This is a genomic window from Kribbella sp. NBC_00889, assembly GCF_045207705.1.
Lineage (GTDB): Bacteria > Actinomycetota > Actinomycetes > Propionibacteriales > Kribbellaceae > Kribbella.
Map to the genome: position 1 here is coordinate 2042146 of NZ_CP108783.1, position 22930 is coordinate 2065075.

Below are 22930 nucleotides of genomic sequence, written 5' to 3' on the forward strand. Positions count from 1 at the left end.
AAGGAGGGGACAACGATGTCTGCACGAACACTCGCAAGCGTTACCATCGCCGGTCTGGGTGTGCTCGCCCTGGCCGCCTGTACGAGCAACACCCCGAAGGCCGAGGAGAGCGAGAACGCCCCGGCACCGGCAGTCGCGGCCGGGAAGAACGACGAGCCCGGCCAGAAGGTGCGGATCGGGTTCTCCGCGCCGGCTGCCGACCACGGCTGGATGGGGGCCATCACCAAGGCGACCCAGGCGGAGGCGAAGAAGTTCTCCGACGTCGAGCTGATCGTTGCCGAGGGCACGAACGACGTGAACCTGCAGATCAGCCAGGTCGAGACGTTCATCAACCAGAAGGTGGACGCGATCGTGCTGCTGCCGTTCGACGGCGCGGCGCTCACCCCGGTGGCGACCAAGGCGATGGAGGCCGGCATCACGGTGGTGAACGTGGACCGTGAGTTCGACAGCCCGTTCGCGGCCCGGACCACGATCCTCGGCGACAACCATGGCATGGGTGTCTCGGCCGGCACGTACGTCTGCCAGCAGCTGAAGGGCAAGAAGGACGCCGTCGTCGCGGAGATCGCCGGCATCGACTCGCTGCCGCTGACCCAGGACCGCAGCAAGGGGTTCAAGGAGGCCCTGGCCGACTGCGGCCTGAAGGTGAGCAACCGGGTCGCCGCCGAGTTCACCGTCGAGTCCGGTGAGAAGGCCGCGGCCAACCTGCTGCAGGCGGCGCCGAAGATCGACGCGATCTGGAACCACGACGACGACCAGGGTGTCGGCGTGATGGCCGCGATCAAGAACTCCGGCCGCAAGGAGTTCTTCGTCGTCGGCGGGGCCGGTTCGGCGAACGTGATGCGGGACATCAAGTCCGGCAACTCGTTGCTGAAGGCCACCGTCATCTACCCGTCCACGCAGGGCGCCGACGGCGTCCGGCTGGCCCGGCTGCTGGTGCACAAGAAGGCCCTCGGCGACCTGGTGGAGGTCGAGGTTCCGCGCACCGTGCAGCTGTACGCGCCGGTCGTCACCAAGGACAACGTGGACCAGTACATGCCTACCGCGTTCGAGAGCTGACCCACAGATCAAAGGAGAGTCATGACGAACCTGGGCATCGGCCTGATCGGCTACGCGTTCATGGGAGCGGCCCACTCGCAGGCCTGGCGGAGCGCGCCGCGCTTCTTCGACCTGCCGCTGGACCCGGCGATGAACGTGCTCTGTGGCCGCAACCCCGAGGCCGTCCAGGCGGCCGCGACCAAGCTCGGCTGGAAGGAGACCGAGACCGACTGGCGCAAGCTGCTCGGCCGCGACGACATCCAGCTGATCGATGTCTGCACGCCGGGGGACAGCCACGCCGAGATCGCGATCGCCGCTCTGGAGGCCGGTAAGCACGTCCTGTGCGAGAAGCCGCTGGCCAACACGGTCGAGGAGGCCGAGGCGATGACGGCCGCGGCGGAAGCGGCCAGGGCCAAGGGGATCAGGTCGATGGTCGGGTTCACCTATCGCCGGGTGCCGGCGATCGGGCTGGCGCGCCAGCTCGTTGCCGAGGGCAAGCTCGGGACGATCCGGCACGTCCGGGCGCAGTACCTGCAGGACTGGATCGCCGATCCGGAGGCGCCGCTGTCGTGGCGGCTGGACAAGGAGAAGGCCGGCTCGGGCGCTCTCGGCGACATCGGCGCGCACATCATCGACCTGACGCAGTACATCACCGGTGACAGCATCGCCGAGGTGAGCGGTCAGCTCGAGACGTTCGTGAAGGAGCGCCCGGTCGCGGCCGAGCACTCGGGCCTGGCCGGTACGGCGGGCACCGAGCGCGGACCGGTCACCGTGGACGACGCCGCGGTCTTCCTGGCGCACTTCCGGTCCGGCGCGCTCGGGGTGTTCGAGGCGACCCGGTTCGCGACCGGGCGGAAGAACGCGATCCGGATCGAGATCAACGGCAGTGACGGCAGCCTCGCGTTCGACTTCGAGGACATGAACCTCCTGCACTACTACGACGCGACCGAAGACGCGAGGACCGCAGGCTTCCGCCGGATCCTCGCCACCGAGTCCGCCCACCCGTACGTCGAGGCGTGGTGGCCGCCCGGCCACCTGCTCGGGTACGAGCACGGGTTCACCCATCAAGCCGTCGACCTGGTGACCGCGATCGCCGAAGGAGCCGATCCGACGCCGTCGTTCGCCGACGGGCTGCGGGTCCAGCGTGTGCTGGCCGCGGTCGAGGCCAGTTCGACCTCCCGACAATGGCAGGAGATCTCTGAATGAACAGCTACACCCCGACCAAGGACGACAAGTTCTCGTTCGGTCTGTGGACCGTCGGCTGGCGAGGCGTCGACGTGTTCGGTACGGCCGTCCGCCCGGCGATGGACCCGGCCCACGCGGTCGAGAAGCTCGCGGAACTGGGAGCCGCGGCAGTCACGTTCCACGACCAGGACGTCGTACCGGACGACGCCACCCGCGGACAGGACCTCGAGCGTTTCACGAAGGCCCTGGCCGACACCGGCATGGTCGTCGAGATGATGACCACCGACCTGTTCAGTCACCCGGTCTTCAAGGACGGTGGGCTGACCGCCAACGATCGCCAGGTCCGGCGGTACGCCCTGGCGAAGGTGCTCCGCAACGTCGATCTCGCGGCCGAACTGGGGGCGACGACTTATGTGCTCTGGGGTGGTCGCGAGGGTGCGGAGTCCGGCGGGTCCAAGGACGTGCGAGCGGCGCTCGACCGGTACAAGGAGTCGATGGACCTGCTCTGCGCGTACGTGCGCGAGCAGGGCTACAACATCCGGTTCGCGCTCGAGCCGAAGCCGAACGAGCCGCGCGGCGACATCCTGCTGCCGTCGATCGGGCACGCGATTGCCTTCATCAACGATCTGGCGGACCCGGAACTGGTCGGCATCAACCCCGAGGTCGGCCACGAGCAGATGGCCGGCCTGAACTACGCGCACGGCATCGCGCAGGCGCTGTGGCACGGGAAGCTGTACCACATCGACCTCAACGGGCAGCACGGTCCGCGCTTCGACCAGGACCTGCGGTTCGGTGCCGGGAACCTGCGGGAGGCCTTCTGGACGGTCGACGTACTGCAGGGATCCGGGAACCAGCCGGCCTACGAGGGATACATCCACTTCGACTACAAGCCGCCGCGGACCGAGGACGAGGAAGGCGTCTGGGAGACCGCGCGGGGCTGTATGCGCAACTACCTGATCCTGCGCGACAAGGTTCAGGCGTTCCGTGCCGACCCCGAGGTTGCCGAGGCGCTGGCCGCCGCACGTGTGGCGGAGTTGTCCGAGCCCACCCTGGCCGAGGGTGAGAGCCTGGCCGACCTCCGCAACTCCAAGTACGACCGGGAAGCGCTGGCCGAGCGCGGTCTCGGGTTCGAGAAGCTGGACCAGTTGGCGATGGAGCACCTGCTCGGCGTTCGCTGATCCGGTTGTAACACTCCCGCGCAGGGCAGAGCACGGGATCTGTAGTCATGGAGCGCGCGCCCTTATCCGACCCATGAGGAGCTCCGCATGATCCAGCTACGCAGGCACGGCACCTTGTTGTGTGTTCTCGTGCTCGCCCTGATCGCGGCGATGTTGGCGCCGTTACCGGCCCGGGCTCATCCCGGCCACGGTGACGAGACCTTCAACGCCCTGATTTTCAGCAAGACCGCCGGTTTCCGGCATGATTCGATCCCGGCCGGCATCCAGGCCGTCACCGAGCTTGCCGCGGCCGGCAACTTCACGGTCACCGCGACCGAGGACGCGTCGATGTTCAACGACACCGAACTGGCGAAGTACGAGGTCGTCATCTGGTTGTCGACGACCGGCGACGTCCTGAACGCCGACCAGCAGGCCGCCTTCGAGCGCTACATCCGCGGTGGTGGCGGGTACGCCGGTGTGCATGCGGCGTCCGACACAGAGTACGACTGGCCCTGGTACGGGCAGCTCGTCGGCAGCTACTTCGACAGCCATCCGGCCGGTACGCCGGACGCGACGGTCAAGGTGGAGGACCACGCACACCCGTCCACCGCGAACGCGCCGACTATCTGGCCGCGGACGGATGAGTGGTACAACTACCGCACCAATCCGCGCGGCAGCGTCCACGTGCTCGCATCGCTGGACGAGACGTCGTACACGGGCGGCAACATGGGCCCGGAGCACCCGATCACGTGGTGCCAGGACTACGACGGCGGCCGTGCCTGGTACACCGGCATGGGGCACACGATCGCGTCGTACGCCGAACCTGCCTTCCGGGAACTGCTGCTCGGCGGGATCAAGACCGCGGCCGGTGTCGAGCCGGCGGACTGTGGTGCGTCGCTGAGCGACAGCTACCAGAAGGTCACGCTGGACGACGACACGTCGAACCCGATGGAACTGGCGATCGCGCCCGACGGCCGGGTGTTCTACATCGACCGGAACGGCGCGGTGAAGATCGTCAGGACGGACGGGTCCGTGGTCACCGCGGGAACGCTGAATGTCTACACCGGACAGGAGTTCGGCCTGCTTGGGATCGCGCTGGACCAGTCGTTCGCGTCCAACGGCTTCGTCTATCTGTACTACTCTCCGGCGGGCGCTGAGCCCTTCGACCGAGTCTCGCGGTTCACGGTGACTGGTGACACCCTCGACCTCGCGAGTGAGAAGCAGGTGCTGCGGATCGACACGCAGCGGGACCAGTGCTGCCATGCCGGCGGTGCGCTGGAGTTCGATGGCGACGGCAACCTTTTCGTTGCCACCGGCGACAACAGCAACCCGTTCGACTCCGACGGCTATGCGCCGATCGACGAGCGACCTGGTCGTGCGGCCTGGGACTCGCAACGCAGTGCCGCCAACAGCAACGCCCTGAACGGCAAGATCCTCCGCATCCACCCGTCAGCAGATGGTTCGTACACGATCCCGGCCGGCAACATGTTCCCGCCCGGTACCGCGAAGACGCGGCCGGAGATCTACGCGATGGGCTTCCGCAATCCCTTCCGGATCGGGATCGACCCGACCACGAACCACCTGTTCGTCGCGGACTACGGACCGGACGCGGGCGCGGTCTCGCCGACGCGTGGCCCGGACGGGCGGGTCGAGTGGGACATCATCGACAAGCCGGGCTTCTACGGATGGCCGTACTGCGTCGGTGCCAACACGCCGTACAACGACTACGACTTCGCCACCGGTACGTCCGGCCCGACCTTCAACTGCGGCGCGCCGGTGAACGAGTCGCCGAACAACACCGGTATCACCCAACTCCCGGCCGCCATCCCGGCGACGATGTGGATGGGCAAGTCGACGAGCGGCGTACCGGAGATCGGTGGCAGCGGTGCACCGATGACGAGTGGCGCGTATCGGTTCGATGCCGCGAGTACGTCGGATCGCAAGTGGCCGGCGTACTTCGACGGCAAGGCCGTGTTCGCCGACTGGAACGACAGCCGGCTGTTCTCGGTTCAGCTGAACGACGGCCGCAGTGGCGTGACCGATGTGTCGCGGATGCTGCAAGGCTTGAACTTCATCCGGCCGCACGCGCTGCAGTTCGGGCCGGACGGTGCGCTGTACGTGATCGAGTGGGGGAGCGGGTTCGGCGGCAACAACGCCGACTCCGGGATCTACCGGATCGACTATGTGCAAGGGAATCGGGCGCCGATCGCGCAGTTCAGCACCGACAAGACGTCCGGGCCGGTTCCGTTGACGGTGGCCTTCGACTCGACCGGCTCGCGGGATCCCGACGGGCAGCCGGTGACGCTGGCCTGGGACTTCGACGGGGACGGTACGACGGACAGTACCGAGGCCAAACCGTCGTACACCTACTCGACGGCCGGCATGTTCACCGCCCGGCTGACCGTGAGCGATCCGGACGGCCGGACAGCGGTCTCGAACCGGACGATCACGGCCGGGAACACCGCGCCGACGATCACCGTGGAGGCGCCCGTCGACGGTGGGTTCTTCGAGTTCGGCGACACGATCCGCTACAAGGTGACGGTCACCGATCCCGAGGACGGGGTGGTCGACTGCAACGACGTCATCACGCAGCCGGCGCTCGGGCATGACGAGCATGCCCACGGCTACGAGCAGTACCACGGCTGTGAGGGGACGTTCCCGCTGCCCGGTGACGAGGGGCACGTCGGCGCGAACATCTTCGGCATCGTGACCGTGACGTACACCGACAAGGGTGCACCGGGGACGGGCAAGATCACCTCGCAGAAGGTGGTCCAGTTGCAGCCGAAGACCCGCGAGGCGGAGTACTTCAACGAGACCGGTGGGCCCGGCACCGCGCCCGGCGTACAGGTCGAGGACACCGGTGACACGGCCGGTGGTGGGAAGAACATCGGCTTCATCGAGGACGGCGACTGGTGGGGCTGGAAGCCGACCAACCTGACGGCGATCGGTCAGCTCCAGTTGCGCGCCGCGTCGCCCGAGTTGGGTGCGACCGTCCAGGTCCGGCAGGGTTCACCGACGGACGGTCCGGTGGTGGCCACCATCCAGGTGTCACCGACGGGCGGCTGGCAGACGTACGGCGACTTCACCGGTGCGGTCAGCGGGGCGTCGCTGGAGAGCGGTCCGCTGTACTTCGTGAAGACCACCGGGCAGCTCAATGTCAACTGGGTGCGCTTCATCGGCAAGGGTGTGACGGAGAACGAGCGGCCGGCGGTGACCGCCGACGCCTCGGTCACACAGGGCAAGGCGCCATTGGCGGTCGACTTCACGGCGACGGCGACGGATCCCGAAGGCGATCTGCCGTTGTCGTACGCGTGGAGCTTCGGCGACGGCGCGACGGCCACCGGTGCGTCCGTGAGCCACACCTACACGACAGCCGGGACTCATACCGCCGTGGCCACGGTGACCGACTCGCGCGGCGCGGCCGGTACGGCGAAGGTCGTGATCACGGTGGACTCGCCTTCGCTGCCGACTTGTCTGACCGGACGGTCGGACGGGTTCGACGGCGCCGCTCTGGACACCGGCCGCTGGTCGGAGGTTGTCCGGGGCAACCAGGAGCTGGCAGTTGCTGACGGCAAGTTATCGCTGCCGTTGACCGCGACCGACATCTACGGGACCGGGAACACAGGCACACCGAACATCGTGCTGCAGCCGTTGCCGGCCGGTCCTTGGCAGGCAACGACCAAGGTGACGTTGCCGGCCCGGCTGGCCTATCAGCAGGCTGGGCTGATCGTGTACGGCGACGACGACAACTACGCCAAGATGGTGATCCAGGGCCGGTCGACGGGCGCACCGTCCGCCGCCGACCGGATCTTCCAGTTCATTCGCGAGGAGGCCGCCGTACCGAACGAGGTCGCCGCGTCGAACACGGCGAACCTGGGAGCGACGTACCCGGACACGGTGTGGGTGCGGTTCACCTCGGACGGGTCTTCGCTGACAGCGGCGTACAGCGCGGACGGAGCGACGTTCGCCCAGATGCCGGAGACGAAGCAGTTGGCCGGGATCTCCAATCCGAGGATCGGGCTGTTCGGGCTGACCAACCGGACCGAGGCCTTGCCGATCACGGCGTCGTTCGACTACTTCACGATCACGCCGGACGACACGGCCGAGCAGCCGGCGCCGGACGACGAGTTCGCAGGTACGACGCTCGACGCGTGCCGCTGGTCGGACGTCGTACGACCGGATCCTGCGGCGTACCGGATGGCCGATGGCGGGCTCGAGATCGACACCAGCAAGGGCGACATCTATCAGGGCACCGCGACCAATCCGCGCAACCTGATGCTGCAGCCGGCGCCGGACGGGGACTGGACGATCGAGACGAAGGTGGATGGTTCCTCCTTTGACGAAGCGTTCCAGCAGGCCGGGCTGCTGGTGTACGCCGATGACGCGAACTACGTGAAGCTCGACTACCTGACGACGAATGCGGCGGGTTCCGCGGTCACCCGAGCGCTGGAACTGCGCAGCGAGGTGGGGGACGTGGTTCAGTCACCGCAACCGAATGCGCCGGCTCCTACGCAGGGTGTCTGGTATCTCCGGCTCTCGAAGTCCGGATCGACGTTCACCGGCTCCTACAGCCCGGACGGTCTGGCCTGGACTGCCCTGCCTCCGGTGACCAATGCGGCGCTCGGATCGGCGTCCTTCGGTGTCTATGCGTTCGGAGTTGACCAGACGGCGTCGAAGACCGCGAAGTTCGACTACTTCAAGCTGGTCCGGGACACGGTTGCGCCGTCCGTCACGTTGTCGGTGAACCCGTCGACACCGTCGGGTCTGGCGGGTTGGTGGACATCCGCGGTGACTGCCACCGCGATGGCGACCGACGACCAAGGCGGGCAGGTGTATCTGGAGCAGAAGGTCGGAGACGGCGACTGGTCCGAGTACACGGCGCCGGTGTCGTTGACGGCTGATGGGACGCACACTGTCGCGGTCCGTGCCAGTGACACGGCGGGCAACGTCTCGGCGCCCGCGTATGTCACCGTCAAGATCGACAGCACTCCACCGACCGCAGCCGTCACTGGTCTCGCCAGCGGTGGTTCGCTCGGCGTGGCCTCAGCGGTCGTGGTTGCCGCGACAGCCGCAGATGCGTTGTCCGGACCGGCCGGTGTCACTCTCGCCGTCGATGGCAAGCCCCTGGCTGGGACGCTTGATGGCGCAGTGCTCGGGCTCGGGGCGCACACACTGACGGCCACGGCGATGGATGCCGCGGGCAACAAGGCGGTGACCACGGTCCCGTTCACCGTGATCGCGTCGTACCCGGAGGCGGTCAAGTTGGTCGATCGCTTCCTGGCCGCCGGGAAGGTGCCATTGGCAACCGCCACGGTGATGAAGGTTCAGCTGGCGTCGGCGGAGCGCGCCGTGCGCCGGAATCAGCCTCTCGTCGCCACCGTCGCCCTCAACCTGTTCCTCTCGCAGGCCCGAACGGTTCGTGACGTGCCCAGCCGCACGCTGCTGACCGCAGTCGGTCAGGACCTGAAGGACAGGCTGACCTGATGACGTCGCCGTGGGAGATCGCACTCGTCCGCCGTGACACCTGCCGCCGCCGCGGCTGGTTCGGCCCCAACCGGGGCGCCCGGCAGCGCGATCTCCCACGGCCGGCGGGGACCCCCGGCGCCGCCCCGCGCTCCAGGCGCCGCCGGGGGACACCCGACCCGATTCGTGCAGCCCGCCCCGGCTGGACCGACGTACCGGAAGAAGTTGTTGTTCGACCAAGGAGATGACCATGGCTCGACCGATCACCCTGTTCACCGGCCAGTGGGCCGACCTGCCGTTCGAGGAGGTCGCCCGGCTGGCGTCCTCCTGGGGCTATGAAGGGCTGGAGATCGCCTGCTGGGGTGACCACCTCGATGTGCGGCGTGCCGCCGAGGACGAGGCGTACGTGCGCGATCGCCGCGACATCCTGGAGAAGCACAACCTCAAGGTGTGGACGATCTCCAACCACCTGCTGGGCCAGGCGGTTTGCGACGACCCGATCGACCAGCGGCATCAAGCGATCCTGCCCGCGCACATCTGGGGCGACGGCGATCCCGAAGGTGTGCGCCTGCGCGCCGCCGAGGAGATGAAGACGACCGCCCGCGCAGCCCGGGCGCTCGGTGTCGATGTGGTCGTCGGCTTCACCGGTTCGTCGATCTGGAAGACGATCGCGATGTTCCCACCGGTGCCGCCGGCCATGATCGAGGCCGGGTACAAGGACTTCGCGGACCGCTGGAACCCGATCCTCGACGTGTTCGACGAGGTCGGCGTCCGGTTCGCGCACGAGGTGCATCCGTCGGAGATCGCGTACGACTACTGGTCGACCACCGCGACGCTGGAGGCGATCGGCCACCGGGAGGCGTTCGGCCTGAACTGGGACCCGTCGCACTTCGTCTGGCAGGACCTCGACCCGGTCGGCTTCCTGTGGGACTTCAAGGACCGGATCTACCACGTCGACTGCAAGGACGCGAAGCGTCAGGTCGGCAACGGCCGCAACGGCCGGATGGGTTCACACCTTGCCTGGGGCGACCCGCGGCGCGGCTGGGACTTCGTCTCGACCGGTCACGGCGACGTCCCGTGGGAGGCGTGCTTCCGGATGCTGAACACGATCGGGTACACCGGCCCGATCTCGGTCGAATGGGAGGACGCGGGCATGGACCGTCTCGTCGGTGCCGCCGAGGCCCTCCAGTTCGTCCGCTCCCTCGCCTTCGACCCACCCACCGCGTCCTTCGACGCGGCCTTCTCCTCGTAGGTCCTGCGTGGGAGGTCCTCTCGGGGACCTCCCACGGTGGCTGACGGTCTGGGGCTAGGCTCGACCCATGACAGCTGGCAGGTACGTCGCGCGCATCGTCGAGGTGCCGGATCACGGCATCAAGCTCGAGCCGGCGGAGGACTCGGTCGCTCCCGATCAGCCGACCGAGGTGAACCTCCTCGGTATGGCGATCGCGCTCGCACTCGGTGCCGCCGGGTACCGGCATCACTCCGAGCAGCGCGACCCGGAGCTCCAGACGCTCGACGCGTTGCTGACCGGCGAGGCGGTCATGCCATGGCGGTCCCCGGACGAGTCCTCGTCGCCGTACCTGGTGTGCGAACTGAACGACGGCCCGCCGACCTGCGAGGTTCGCCCGACCGTCGACTGAACACGGTGGACGCGATCTGGCCGGATGCACCGGAGCTCGAGCGGTCACGGATCCTGCGGCAACGGTGGCTGGATCTGACGTTCCTGCACTGGGCGCTGGATCCGGTTGACGTCGCGCACCTCTTCCCGCCGGGTACACATCCGGACACCTTCGAGGGGCGCACCTACGTCGGGCTGGTGCCGTTCCGGATGACCGGCACCGGGCTCCCGCACGGTCCCGCCGTACCTGTGCTGGGATCGTTCCTCGAGACCAACATCCGGCTGTACTCCGTCGACGAGTCCGGGCGTCGTGGAGTCGTCTTCCTCAGCCTCGACGCCGACCGCCTCGCCGTGGTCGCGGCCGCCCGCACGATCTTCGGCCTGCCGTATCGCTGGGCTCGAATGACCCACACGCAGGTTGCCGACCAACACACGTACACGTCGGTCCTTCGCTGGCCGGGTGTGCACGCGACATCGACGATCACCGTCGCGATCGGCTCGCCCGTGGCCTCAGATCCGCTGACCGACTTCCTCACCGCTCGGTGGGGCCTCCACACGCGCCGAGCCCGGCGTACCTGGTACCTCCCCAACCACCACCCTGTCTGGTCGTTCCGCGCCGCCACCCTCAGGACCTTGGAGATCGACGGCCTCTTCCCCTCCGTAGGCCTCGCCGAACCGACCCGCCCACCCGACCACGTCCTCCACAGCCCCGGCGTCCCCGCGACTTTCGCACTACCGGTCCGCATCTGAGACCTACACGTTCCCGTGTATTGCCTAAGGCAACATCCACAAGCCGTACCACCCTGTGGACAAGTAGATTGCCTCGGATTCCCTTGTGGATAAGGGGTTCTGGGTTTGAGAACTGTCGGTGGGCGTGGTTAGTGTTGTCGGTATGGAACTTCTGGGTGAGCGGCCGATCTGGTCGATGAGCGGCAGCGAGATGCTGACCGCTCTCGACGAGTTGGAGGCCGACCTCGCCCGCCGTCAGACCTACCGCCTCCAACTCATCGCCGCCCTGGACACCACCGGCCACGCAGCCGACCTCGGCGCCCACGACACCGCCCAACTCCTGGCGTTCCGCTACCGCCTGGACCGCCCCACCGCTCACCGAGACGTCCGCCTGGCCAGAGCCCTGCCCAAATACCCAGCCGTCACCACCGCCCTCACAGCCCCCGTCGACAGCCTGGCCTCAAATGCCGAGTCCGAGTCCGAGTCCGAGTGCGACGACGACATCGCGAACGGGCTGACGGAGCCCGAGGCCGTCACCAACAGCCCCGACGCCGGGGAGACCGCCCGCGCCGACGCCGACGCGGGTGAGGGCGTGGGCGCCAGCGAGGGCGTGGGCGCCAGTGCGGGCGTGGGCGCCAGTGCGGGCGAGGGCGCCAGTGCGGGCGAGGGCGGAGGTGAGGGCGGCGCTGGTGAGGGTAGTGGTGAGGGTGCGGGTGCGGGCGGCGAGGATCGCTCGACCGCGTGGCTGCTGCGGCCCGCCCAGGCCGAAGCGATCGTGTCCGCCCTGGAACGCGTCCCCACCACGGTCCCGGTCGAAGACCTCCAGGTCGCCGAACAACAACTGGTCACCCTCGCGCGCCACCTCACTCCCAGCGAACTGCGCAAAGCCGCCAAGCAGATCCGCGACCTCCTCGACACCGACGGCCCCGAACCCGATGAGCACAAGGCCTACGCCCGCGAATCCCTGGCCCTGATCACCGCCGAGAACGGCGTCAAGTTCCGTGGTTACCTGGCCAACGAGAACGCCGAACTCCTCCGCACCCTCATCCACACCGGCGCCCGTCCCCACAAAACCCTCGACGGCGAACTCGACCCCCGTCCCCGCGAAAAGCGCCAAGCCGACGCCCTCACCACCGCCCTAACCCTCGCCGCCACCGCCAGCACCGCCACCGCCAGCACCGCCACCGTCATCGCCACGACGGGCCCCGGAACCGGCACGGTCACCGATACCGCCGGCCCCGCGATCACCGTCCCGGGAGCCGGCGTCGCCGCCGACCATGGCACCACCACCACCGCTTCCGGCGCTGGTACGACGACCGACCCCGGTCATGGTGCGGGCCCGGCTGGTTGGGTTCCGGGGTTCGGGGCGAAGGCGAACATCACGGTCACCATCGACCTGGAGGACCTGAAGTCGGCTACCGCGGAGGCCACCGGCGGACTCGTCTACGGCGACAACCTGTCCGCGGCCGCGATCAGACGCCTGGCCTGCGACGCCAACATCATCCCGCTCGTCCTCGGCTCCAACTCCGAACCCCTCGACGTCGGCCGCTCCGAACGACTCGTCACCCGCGCCATGCGCCGCGCCCTGAACGCCCGCGACAAGGGCTGCGTCGTCTGCGGCGCCCCACCCATCCAGTGCGATGCCCATCACCTACGCTCCTGGCTCGACGGCGGAACCACCGCCATCTGGAACCTCGTCCTGCTCTGCCGCCGCCACCACGTCGACCTCCACGCCGGCCACTGGACCATCACCATCACCAACGGCAAAGTCCACGTCACCCGCCCCACCTGGGCCGACCCACCACCTCCAAACACCAAACAACCCCCAACCACCCCACAGCCACCGGCCCTCACTCGGCCGCCCACGCACGCCTCGAGGAACAACCCACCGCCGTGCCCCGCGACCGCACGCCGCCAGCCCGCGACGCCGAACAGCCCCTACCCGGCCCCCGCAACCCTGCCCGCCTCCGTCGCCACGCCGGCGTTTGCTGCGAATCCTGCGTCTGCCGGCACGCCCGCGTTTGCTGCGACGCCTGCGTCCGTCGCCTCACCTGCCTCGAGCGACAACAGGCCAACGGCGCAGTCAGCCAACCCTCCGCGTCCATTACTGACACGGCCATCGCTGAAACCAGACGCACCGCAGGCGACTACCGGGCAGCGGGCCGCCGCCGACCCGGCTGAGCCTGCGTGGTCTGTCGGGCAGGACGTCCGTCCCGCCGTACTGACTCCGGTGAGGTCAGCGGACCGACGTTCCGGGGACGCGGACCCCTGGGATGACTCCACTACAGCTGGTCGACCCGATCAGCCGTTGCGGCGGGCGGACGCAGCAACGATGGAGGGGGCTGCCCGATTCGCCGTCTGGGGACAGCCCTCCGGCGAGCCAGCACCAGGACGCGCAGCCGCTACCACCTAGGCCACTACGCAAATCCGAACCCGGCTAGCACTCACCAAGGTAGTTCGATGAGCATTCGCCAACTGCGCTGACGCGCATTCACTAAAGCGCTGACGTGGATCCACCCACCGATCGGTAGGGCCTCATGGCTCGGATGCATCAGCCGCTCGAACTCACCACGGGATCCGCGGATCCACGGATCCATCTGAAGGACATCAGATCGAGGTCCGGAGCGGCGGCTGACCGTCGACGACGTCACGCTGCCCCAGATATCCGCCGGGATGCAGGTCAGCGCATCAATCCTGCCGTCTCGTGAACGAGGAACGGGATGTTGACCTGGCTGGACCAGCGGTTGATCTCGACGGCAAGTGCACGTGAGCCGGCCGCATCACCCTCGTCGCGCAGGAGGACGGACAGCAACGCCTGCTGAGCAAGTGCGCCCAACAGATGTCCCACCTTCTGCCGAAGCTCCGTGGACTGCTCCCAGTGTTCCCGGGCCAGCTTCAAGTCCCCAGCGGTGTACGCGTGATCGCCGAGGTGCCGAAGAGCGAAGGACATCAGAAGCTCGTCGGAAGCCCTCTCCCCGAACTCGAACGCCGCCGTGAAGTGCCCAAACGCAGCCTCGGGTTCCCCTTGAAGGTTGTCAGCAATCAACCCCGCATAAAACGAAGCCAACCCCCGCCGCCCGTCATCAGCACCACCATCCCGAAGCCCCACGGCCCGCTCGCCCAGCCCAACTGCCCCACCCCACGCCTCGGTCGTGCCGCCAACGGCGCCGTCAGCATCCGCGCCGACCTGGGCCCGGGCGGCGCCGCTGACCCGGCGCTCACGATTGTCCGCGCTGCTTTGGGCCTCGGCGGTGCCGGACGTTGCGCTTTCTCGACCATCGGCACCGTGCTCGGGCCTGGCGTCGAGTTCGCCGGTGTCTGCGTGATGCGAGTCGTTGTGTGAGGTGCTCGCCGCGCTGGCCGGCCGGTGGAACAGTTCTGTTGCGTAGTCCTTTCGTAGGTGCAGCATGTTGAGATCCCACCGGCTTGTTGGGTCCGGCGACGTCTTCAGTGTCTGCTCGGCTGCGGCCAGTGGTTCCTCGGCGGTGTCGGTCTGTTGTGCGAAGTCCTGATCGACCGCGACCTCGGCCAGGGTCATCGCCAGTGCGCGGACCTCGGCCGGATCGTCGATCTCCGCTGCCCGGAGCAGGTCGGTGGCAGCGGACCACTGGCCCGCGTGCATCAGGTTGAGGGCGGCAGTCACGACGGAAGAGGCAGCGAGTTGGGCCATGGCGGATGTCCTCACGGGTGAGCGATCTCGAATATTCACGAGAGTATTTCGACGTCGAAAGATTTGACAACTAACCTTCAGCGGCTGAAAAGTTAGCCAGGTGAAGGATTCTGTGGACGACCACGTCGACCTGTGGTCGAACGAGCTCTCGGACCTCGACCGCCGCGTCGAAGGCATCGCGGTCCGGCTCCAAGCGCTGGCCCGCTACCTGGATCGTCACCGAGACGCGGTCCTGGCGGAGTACGACCTGCAGTGGTGGGAGTTCAAGACCCTCCACATGCTTCGCCGCGGCGGGACGCCGTACCAAGCGACGCCCGGTGAGCTCGCCAAGCAGCTCGGCATGTCAGCCGCAGCCCTCACCAACCGGCTCGACGCCCTCGAAGGTCGTGGGTACGTCGACCGCACCCGTGACCGCGACGACCGCCGCAAGGTCCTGGCGGCCCTCACTCCCGCGGGTCACAAGATCTGGCAGCGAGGGATCGTTCAGATCCAGCAAGTGGAGCAGGAACTGATCCACAACTTGTCCAGTTCCGACCAGATCCGCCTCGAATCCCTCCTCCGCCGGCTCCTGAGGTCCACTGAATCCGCCTGATCTCGCTTCTCGATGTCAAAGTCGGCCCGTCGGCTCCGACGTAGGGGTGTGGGCGCCGGGAGACGGTGCCCGGAGCCGGAGGACGGGACGATGGAACCGCTGAACCTGATGGTGTCGCTAAGTCACAACGCCGCGGACCGACGCGAGCAGAAGACCGATCCGATCACGACGGAGAGTGACAGCCGGGTCGAGCGCAGGAGCAAGCGGCGCTCTCGTCAGAGCGCTCGCGGCTGGTTGCGGCTCGGGTGGCGGGGAGCGACGAGAGTGGCGACACGCTGAATTCACGTGAAATGGGACGCGGGATCACCCCGAAACGTGCCAGAGTCCTTGCGTGAGTGATGGAGCGAAGACTGATCTGGCAGAGCGCCTGCTGGCGGTGTACGACGCGCAGTTGCGCGGGACGAGCGAGGGCGCTGACGTACCGACGAGCATGGACGGGCCGGTGATCCGGGTCGAGTACCCGATGCGGGGGTTCGTCAGCTACCGCACGCTCGAGGGCCTCGACGATGCCGACGTCGATGCACTGATCGCACGCCAGCGCGACTACTTCGCCGCCAAGGGTCAGGCGGTCGAGTGGAAGCTCCGCGGCCACGACCTCCCGGTGGACCTGCCGGATCGGCTGCGTGCGGCGGGATTCGAGCCGGAGGAGCAGGAGACCGTTCTCGTGGCCGAGAGTGCGGACATCGCCGAACGCCTGCGTGGCCGTGCGACCGTCGACGGCGTGACGATCGGCCTGGTGAACGACCGCGCCGATTTCGAGCGCATCGCCGCGATGGAGTCGGTCGTGTGGAACGAGAACTGGTCCTGGCTGGCCGACGACCTGGAACGTCGCCACGCGACCGGCCTGACCGACATCTATGTCGCCGAGGCCGACGGCGAGGTCGTGTCCGCGGCGTGGGCGGTGTACAAGAAGGGCACTGAGTTCACCGGCCTGTGGGGTGGTTCGACGCTGGCCGACTGGCGCGGGAAGGGCATCTACAAGGCGCTCGTGGCGGTTCGTGCCGCCCGCGCGGTCGAGCTCGGCTATCGGTATCTCCACGTCGACGCCTCGGACGACAGCTCCCCGATCCTCCAGCGTCTCGGCTTCCTCGCCATCACCACGACCACGCCGTACGTCCACACCCCGGCCTAGCCCGGGCCGACCTCACCCGCCGACCGACCGCACGTCGGTCGACGTCACACGCCGGGAGCGGGCGGCCGGTAGAGGGCGTAGTGCATCGGTCCGTCGTGGGGGAGTTGCAGCTCCGCGACGGTGACGAAGCCCAGGGACTCGTAGAACGGCAGGTTCGCGGGCAGCTGGGTTTCGAGGAACGCCGGCGAGCGGTCCTGATCAGCCGCGGACAGACCGGGCGCGACCACCGCTCGCCCGAGTCCCTGGTGCTGAAGGTCAGGCTCGACACCGAGCAGACCCAGGAACCAGACCGGCTCCCGCGGACGGAAGATCCCCATTGCCTGCTCGTACTCCGCGACGAGCGCGGCCCGCGATCCGGCGAGCGCCTCGAACGCGTCCGCATGCGGCGCGAAGACGTCCGCCGGCGTCGACGGAGTCGTCCAGATCGCGACGGCGCTGACATCATCAGTGACCCAGACCCGCCCATGCGCCAGGCCGATCTCGGTCAGGAAGAGGCGCTGGTACTGCGCGAGTCTGGTGACGTAGTCGTCCGGGTCGAGGCCCATCCGGGTCATCGGGTAGTCCTCGAACGCGCGAGCCAGCGTGCGGACCGCCGGCTCGACGTCCGCGACCGTTGCCTGCCGCACCTGTTGGCTGCCCATGACGTCAGACCTTCAGTGTGTCGATGAGGAGATCCGCGACAGCGCGCATGCCGGCCGCGTTGGGGTGATACGGAACGACGCCGCCGAGCATCCCCGGCGGGCGCAGCGTGAATGCGGTGGTCCACGGCTCCGGCGAGCCGATGGCGTGGTCGCGGCTGGCGGCCGACGCGGCGACCAGGTCCGCGCCGCCGGCCGCGGCAGCCTTTGCGAAGGCGGCAGCGAGACTGTCGGCCATCATCGCGACGCTCGGCAACTGCTCCTCGTTCAGCGGTACGTCGAGACGCGGCCGGGTGCCCGGCCCGACCAGGGTCAGGTAGTCGACGAGCACGATGCGGGCGTGCGGGGCACGTTCGCGGACCTGCTCGACGACGTTCGTCAGCGAGTCGGTGACAGCCTGGTACTCCGCGTCGTCCTTCAGGTAGCTGACCCGGGCACGGATCCGGTTCGCGACGCGACGGCCGAGGAGAGTGGCCGGTTTCGCGAGGGTGTTGAGCATGCTGCCGCGGATGAACGTCCCGACGTAGTCGAGATCGTTGCCTCCGGCAGTGATCGTGACGAGGGCGGTGTCCGGCGTGACGGCGTCGAGTTGCGGCGGCGCGTCATCCTGCTGAGTGTCCAGGACGTTGGCGGTGGTGGCGCCGGAGTACGTCACGTCCACGAGTTCCAGGCCGAACTCAGCGGCGACCAGGTGCGCGTAGTTGCGGCCCGATCGACCCGCCGGCCGGTGCACGATCGGGTCGATTCCCGGTCCGGCCGCGAAGGAACTGCCAAGGGCGACGTACCGGCTGCCGGGTTCGATCACCCGACCACGATAGCGAGCTGTCCGGAGGACGCACCCGAACCCCCGCTGTTCGTTCCAGTGAGAGCGCGCCATACTTCCACCGGTGAGCGACGACGTGTTCGGTACGGCGGGGATTCGCGAGCGGGTGCTGGCCGGGTGGTCGGCGGCGCCGGTGCGGTTCCGCGAGGACGCGAACGCCGAGGAGGATCTCGCCCTCGGCGGGTACGCCGACCGCCTGGTGATCGAACTGGCGCAGAACGCGGCCGACGCCGCGGCACGGGCCGGCACGCCGGGACGCGTTCTCTACGAGTTCCGTGGCAGCACTCTGGTCGTGGCGAACACGGGTATGCCGTTGTCCGCCGACGGAGTCGAGTCACTCGCGACTCTGCGCGCCTCGGCCAAGCGGGACGAGGCAGCGGTCGGGCGGTTCGGGGTCGGGTTCTCCGCCGTCCTCGCGGTGAGCGACGAGCCGGTGATCCTGTCGCGCACCGGCGGCGTGCGGTTCTCGAAGGCGGACACGGCGGCGGCGATCACGGCGGTCGGGTCGTCCGGGCTGGACACCGAGGTACGGCGGCGCGACGGGCAGGTACCGGTGTTGCGGCTGCCGTTCGAAGCCGACGGTGAGCCGCCGGAGGGATATGACACCGCGGTGATCCTGCCGCTGCGGGACGAGAACGCGGCCGCGCTCGTTCGCCGGCTGCTCGAGGAGGCGGGCGACGCGCTGCTGCTCGCGTTACCGGATCTCGAGCGGATCGACATCGAGACCGAGGACGGGCGCAGGGTCCTCGAAGACACGGAATCCCGCTGGTGGGTGGGTCGCGCCGCCGGTGTCTTCGACGACCGTGAACGTGAGGAACTGCTGGCCGATCGCCCGATCGAGGAGCGCTCCCGCCCGACCTGGTCGGTCCTCTGGGCACTCCCACGCGATCAGGTGGAGCTGCCCGGGGTTGTGCAGGCGCCCACTCCGACCGACGAACCGCTTTCGCTGCAGGCTTTGTTGCTCGCGAGCTTCCCGCTGGACCCGACCCGGCGGCACGTCGCCAAGGGTCCGCTGACCGATCGACTGGTCCGCGAGGCGGCGACGGCGTACGCCGAGCTGCTGCGAACGCGCGTCGAGGACGGCGGCGACGTCCTCCACCTCGTGCCGACCGGGCTCGCGGCGGGAACGCTTGATCGCGCCCTCCGGGAGGAGATCGCTGCCGTCCTCCCTGGGACTCCGATCGTCCGGGCGGTCGAGGACGAGGCGGTGCTCCGGCCGCGTGACGCCGTCGTGGTCGATGGAGCCGACGCCGCGTTCAACGCAGTACTCGCGCCGATCGTCCGCGGGCTGATCCGGTCGACCTTGCAGGACAGGCTGGCCCTCGAGGCGCTCGGCGTCCGCAGGCTCGAGTTGGCCGAGGTGGTGGATCAACTCGGGGGAGTAGCCGCCGACGAACCTCCTGCCTGGTGGAGCGCTCTCTACGCGTCTCTCAGCGGCATGGTGACCGATGCCTTGCTGCGTGAATCCCTTGGCACGCTTCCGGTCCCGCTCGCCGACGGCCGGCTCGTGCGTGGTGTGCGCGGCCTGCTCCTGCCGGGCCCGGAGATTCCCACCGGCATCCTGGCCGCCTTCGGGGAGTACGGCGTACGGATCGTTCATCCGGAGGCGGTGGACCCGGCGCTCGAGCGGCTCGGGGCGCTGCCCGCGACACCGCGGTCGTTGCTCGAGGACAGCGCCGTACGGACGGCTGTCGAGCACTCCGTCGATGCCGACGATCCGGAGGCGATCGCGGAGGCCGTGCTCAGTCTGGTCGCCGCCGATCCGTCGCAGGCCGAGGGTCTGTGGTGGCTCTCGGACCTTGTCCTGCGTGACGCTGACGGCGAGTTGGTGCCGGCGAACGCGCTCGTGATTCCCGGGTCCGAGGCTGCGGAGGTGCTCGACGACGAGGAAGTCGCGCCGATCGATCGCGCCGTACTCGACCGCTACGGTCTGCCGGCGCTGGAGGCCGTCGGCGTCCTCGCGACGCTCGGCCTGGTGACGGCTTCGGACGTCGCGCTCGACCAGCTGCCCGAGTCGCTGAAGGACTTGGACGGCATCGAGGATTGGGCGTACGACGTGGCGCCGGATGGATCTCGATACGGCGCGACCGTTGGCGAGCTGAGCGCGATCCGCGATCTGGACTGGATCACCGACGACGCCTGGCCACGGGTGCTCGAGCTGCTCGGATCGTCTCCGGACCTGCGTCGCGCCCTGGCGACGCAGGTGCGCGTTGTCGGGCCGGACGACCGGCCGCTCGGCGTACCGTCGTACTCGGCGTGGTGGATCCGCGAGCGTGTTGTGCTGGAGGACGGGGAACCGCTGGCCGGGCGGGCCGATCCGGATGCGGAGCCGGTGCTGGCGACGTTCCTGGACGAGGCTCCGGAATGGACCGCGGTGCTTGATCTTGAGGTACGGACGGCGATCGGCCTGGTCCGTGAGGTCGGCGACCTCGATGCCGATGGCATCAGCCTGGTGCTGGAGCGGATCGCGGACCCGGAGCGCGAGGTCGACGAGAGTGCTCTCCTGCGTCTGTGGCGTCAGCTGGGAACGTTGTCGCTCTTCCCGGGCGATGCGCCGGATCAGGTGCGCGTGCTCGGCGACGACGGGACGACCCAGGTGATCGCCGCGGGTCAGGCGGTGGTCGTCGACGGGCCGATGTGGTTGCAGCGCGACGATCTCGGTGGGTTCGTGGTCGCGTCCGGCGCGGCGGCGGACGGGCTGAGCGACCTGTTCGACGTACCGATGGCGCATGAAGTTGCCGAGGGCAAGATCGATGGCGAGGGTACGGCGGCCGAGGTGCCGGAGATCGTGCGTGAGCTTGTCCCCGGGGTCCCGCAGACCTGGTGGGAGCACGAGGAACTCACGGTCGACGGGATCGAGGTGTCGTGGTGGGTGGACGGCGACGGCGCGCCGCACGCCGCGACGTTCGACGGCCTGGCCAAGGCACTGGCGTGGGCCAGTGGCCGGTGGGACCAGCGCCACGTGATCCGCGCCGTACTCAACGAACCCCACCGAAGCTCCGAACTCCTCACCGACGCCGCCTACGACTGATGGCCGACGAGCTCGCGGAGGGCGGGGTTGTCGATTGTGGTGCTGATGGTGTGGGCCGTGAGGGCTGCTTGGGGGTTGCCCAGGTGGCTCAGGTGGAGGTTGGCGTGGACGAGGAGTTCGCGGAGGTCGCAGCGGGCGGCCAGGGCGGACAGTCGGCCGGCTAGTTGCAGGGCGCGGTCGTGGTCGGATTGGTCCAGGGCTGCGGTGATCGCGGCGTCGAGGACGTGGGCGTGGACCCACTGGTAGCGGTCCGGTTCGGTGCTGGCGCGGGTGAGGGCCAGGTCGAGCCACTTGGTCGCCGCGGAGTGGTCGCCTTGCTTCGTGTTCAGCATCGCGAGGCCTCGACCCGCCATCCCTTCCCAGCAGGGGTCGCCGAGCTGGCATCCCAGGGCCCAGGCCTGTTCGAACCCGTCGACCGCGGCGTCGAGCTTGCCGGCCCGCAGGTCGAGCTCGGCGGCGAGTGCTTGCGGCCAGGGCAGGAAGGCGATCCAGCGCTCCTGGTGGACCAGGTTCAGTGATTCCGCCAGCGCTGCCGCGGCCTCGTCGTACTCGCCGCGCAGCAAGTGTGCGCGTCCGACCAGCGACAGCGACCACGCCTGCTGACGGCGGTCGCCGCACCGTCCTGCGAGTTCGACCGACTGGCCCAGTTGCTCGAAGGCGGTCGGGTAGTCGGATCGGTCGGAGGAGTTCATCCCCCGTACGCCGAGGATCGCGGCGTTCTCCTCATCCGATGCGGCGAGAGCCTGGGCCTTCGCCAACCACTCGTCACCCGTCTTCCGGCGACCCGCCTGGACCTCGATGAACCCCAGCTCACGGAACGCGAGAACGGCGGTGGAGCGCTCTCCGGCCTGATCCGCCACGAGCAGCGCCTCGTGCAGAACGATCGCGCCTTCCTCGTCATGACCGCGGATCGCGTGTACGAGCGCGCCGCCAAGAGCGGCCAGTGCGCGCGCTTCCAGCGTCTTGTCACGACACTGCACCGCCAGCGCAGCAGCCTGTCGCAGACACTGCAGACCGGCATCGACCGCACCGGCAACGATCGCGGCGCGTCCTGCCTGAAGCTGACTGACGGCAGCCGCCCGGCCGCTCAGGGGAGCGGGCGACTGCGGTGCGACCGTCGCGGCCTCCTGCAGCGAGGTCGACACCTCGACGCCCAGTTCGCGCCGGAACAAGTCCTCGCAGATCGCGATCTGCCGCAGTGCCGCCACTCGATCACCTGATGTGGCCAAGCTGCGGATCAGGAGTTCATGGTTGCCCTGCTCGTGCGGATTGATCGCGACCGCCTTGGCCGCGAAGGGGATCGCCTGGTCAGCCTGCCCGGCCGCGAGGTGTGCGACCGCGTTCTGCCGTAGCCGTGCCTCGAGCGCGCCGGCCACCCGGCGCCGCTCGACCAGCAGCCACGACTCGAACTCCGGGCAGGACTCCAGCTCCATGCCCTCCAAGAGCTCTCCGCCCAATGACAGCAGGAATTCCGGCGCCGTGGACGGTTCGCCGACCATCAGTACGTCGACTCTCGTGGCATCGTCGAGAGCTGTCACCACCGGATCACCGGTGAGCAGATCCGGTACGCCGATCGCACGGCGGAGCTCTGCCAGCGTCCAGCGCAGGGCGCCGAGTGGATCCTCGGCGTCGGCGAAGAACAGCTCGGCGAGACGACGCCGGCTGGGCGGCCGCTCGGCCAGTAGCAGATAGCCGAGCAGCGCCCACGCCTTGCGCCCCCGAGGTTGACGGCCCGGTTGGCCGTCAACCTCGATCTCCGGTGGTCCCAGCAGACGGATCGTCGCCAAGGACCTCACCCCCTCCGTGAGGTCTCCAGTGTCGCCCGCCTCCCGCGATCCGGCGAGTACCCGCGAGGGC

At 68.6% G+C, this 22930-nt stretch carries 15 protein-coding genes; 11 read left to right on the forward strand and 4 right to left on the reverse strand.

Annotated features, from left to right (window positions below):
* Window positions 1-15 precede the first annotated feature (15 nt).
* From OG817_RS10040 to OG817_RS10075, 8 genes are all read left to right on the forward strand, one after another.
* Window positions 16-1056, forward strand: coding sequence for a substrate-binding domain-containing protein (locus OG817_RS10040; RefSeq protein WP_396393271.1), 1041 nt, complete (start codon window positions 16-18; stop codon window positions 1054-1056).
* Window positions 1057-1077: 21 nt separating this feature from the next.
* Window positions 1078-2241, forward strand: coding sequence for a Gfo/Idh/MocA family protein (locus tag OG817_RS10045; protein ID WP_406053398.1), 1164 nt, complete (start codon window positions 1078-1080; stop codon window positions 2239-2241).
* Entirely contained in the window at window positions 2238-3398 is a 1161-nt protein-coding gene (xylA, locus tag OG817_RS10050) for a xylose isomerase (protein ID WP_406053399.1), read from the forward strand. The genes OG817_RS10045 and xylA overlap by 4 nt, the downstream gene beginning before the upstream one ends.
* Window positions 3399-3485: 87 nt before the next feature.
* Window positions 3486-8861, forward strand: coding sequence for a ThuA domain-containing protein (locus tag OG817_RS10055; protein WP_406053400.1), 5376 nt, complete (start codon window positions 3486-3488; stop codon window positions 8859-8861).
* Between the two features lie 229 nt (window positions 8862-9090).
* A complete protein-coding gene (locus OG817_RS10060; protein ID WP_396393275.1) occupies window positions 9091-10092 on the forward strand; it encodes a sugar phosphate isomerase/epimerase family protein in 1002 nt (333 codons plus the stop codon).
* A gap of 67 nt (window positions 10093-10159) precedes the next feature.
* Entirely contained in the window at window positions 10160-10480 is a 321-nt protein-coding gene (locus tag OG817_RS10065; RefSeq protein ID WP_406053402.1) for a hypothetical protein, read from the forward strand.
* 5 nt (window positions 10481-10485) lie between these two features.
* The gene (locus OG817_RS10070; RefSeq protein WP_406053404.1) at window positions 10486-11208 is read left to right on the forward strand and encodes a YqjF family protein; all 723 of its coding nucleotides are present in this window, start codon (window positions 10486-10488) and stop codon (window positions 11206-11208) included.
* A 142-nt stretch (window positions 11209-11350) separates the two neighbouring features.
* Window positions 11351-13600, forward strand: coding sequence for a DUF222 domain-containing protein (locus OG817_RS10075; protein ID WP_406053406.1), 2250 nt, complete (start codon window positions 11351-11353; stop codon window positions 13598-13600).
* A 267-nt stretch (window positions 13601-13867) separates the two neighbouring features.
* Here the strand turns inward: OG817_RS10075 and OG817_RS10080 are convergent, their stop codons facing one another.
* Complete coding sequence (locus OG817_RS10080) at window positions 13868-14725, reverse strand: hypothetical protein (RefSeq protein ID WP_406053408.1); 858 nt, start codon at window positions 14723-14725, stop codon at window positions 13868-13870.
* Between the two features lie 232 nt (window positions 14726-14957).
* Between OG817_RS10080 and OG817_RS10085 the strand changes: the two genes are divergently transcribed.
* Together OG817_RS10085 and OG817_RS10090 are read left to right on the forward strand one after the other, a co-directional pair.
* Window positions 14958-15449: a MarR family winged helix-turn-helix transcriptional regulator gene (locus OG817_RS10085; RefSeq protein ID WP_406053410.1), complete on the forward strand. Its 492-nt coding sequence runs from the start codon at window positions 14958-14960 to the stop codon at window positions 15447-15449.
* Between the two features lie 331 nt (window positions 15450-15780).
* Window positions 15781-16581 carry a GNAT family N-acetyltransferase gene (locus OG817_RS10090; RefSeq protein WP_406053413.1) on the forward strand — a complete coding sequence of 267 codons (801 nt, stop codon included), beginning with the start codon at window positions 15781-15783 and terminating at the stop codon, window positions 16579-16581.
* A 44-nt stretch (window positions 16582-16625) separates the two neighbouring features.
* On the opposite strand, the gene OG817_RS10095 is transcribed toward OG817_RS10090, so the two are convergent.
* Window positions 16626-17222, reverse strand: coding sequence for a GNAT family N-acetyltransferase (locus OG817_RS10095; protein WP_406053415.1), 597 nt, complete (start codon window positions 17220-17222; stop codon window positions 16626-16628).
* A 4-nt stretch (window positions 17223-17226) separates the two neighbouring features.
* On the reverse strand, window positions 17227-18024 hold the full coding sequence (locus OG817_RS10100; protein WP_406053417.1) for an SGNH/GDSL hydrolase family protein: 798 nt from the start codon (window positions 18022-18024) through the stop codon (window positions 17227-17229).
* Between the two features lie 82 nt (window positions 18025-18106).
* Here OG817_RS10100 and OG817_RS10105 point away from each other — a divergent pair, with 82 nt between their 5' ends.
* Complete coding sequence (locus OG817_RS10105; protein WP_406053419.1) at window positions 18107-21073, forward strand: sacsin N-terminal ATP-binding-like domain-containing protein; 2967 nt, start codon at window positions 18107-18109, stop codon at window positions 21071-21073.
* Here OG817_RS10105 and OG817_RS10110 read toward each other — a convergent pair.
* A complete protein-coding gene (locus tag OG817_RS10110; RefSeq protein ID WP_406053421.1) occupies window positions 21064-22860 on the reverse strand; it encodes a BTAD domain-containing putative transcriptional regulator in 1797 nt (598 codons plus the stop codon). The genes OG817_RS10105 and OG817_RS10110 overlap by 10 nt on opposite strands.
* Between the last annotated feature and the right edge of the window lie 70 nt (window positions 22861-22930).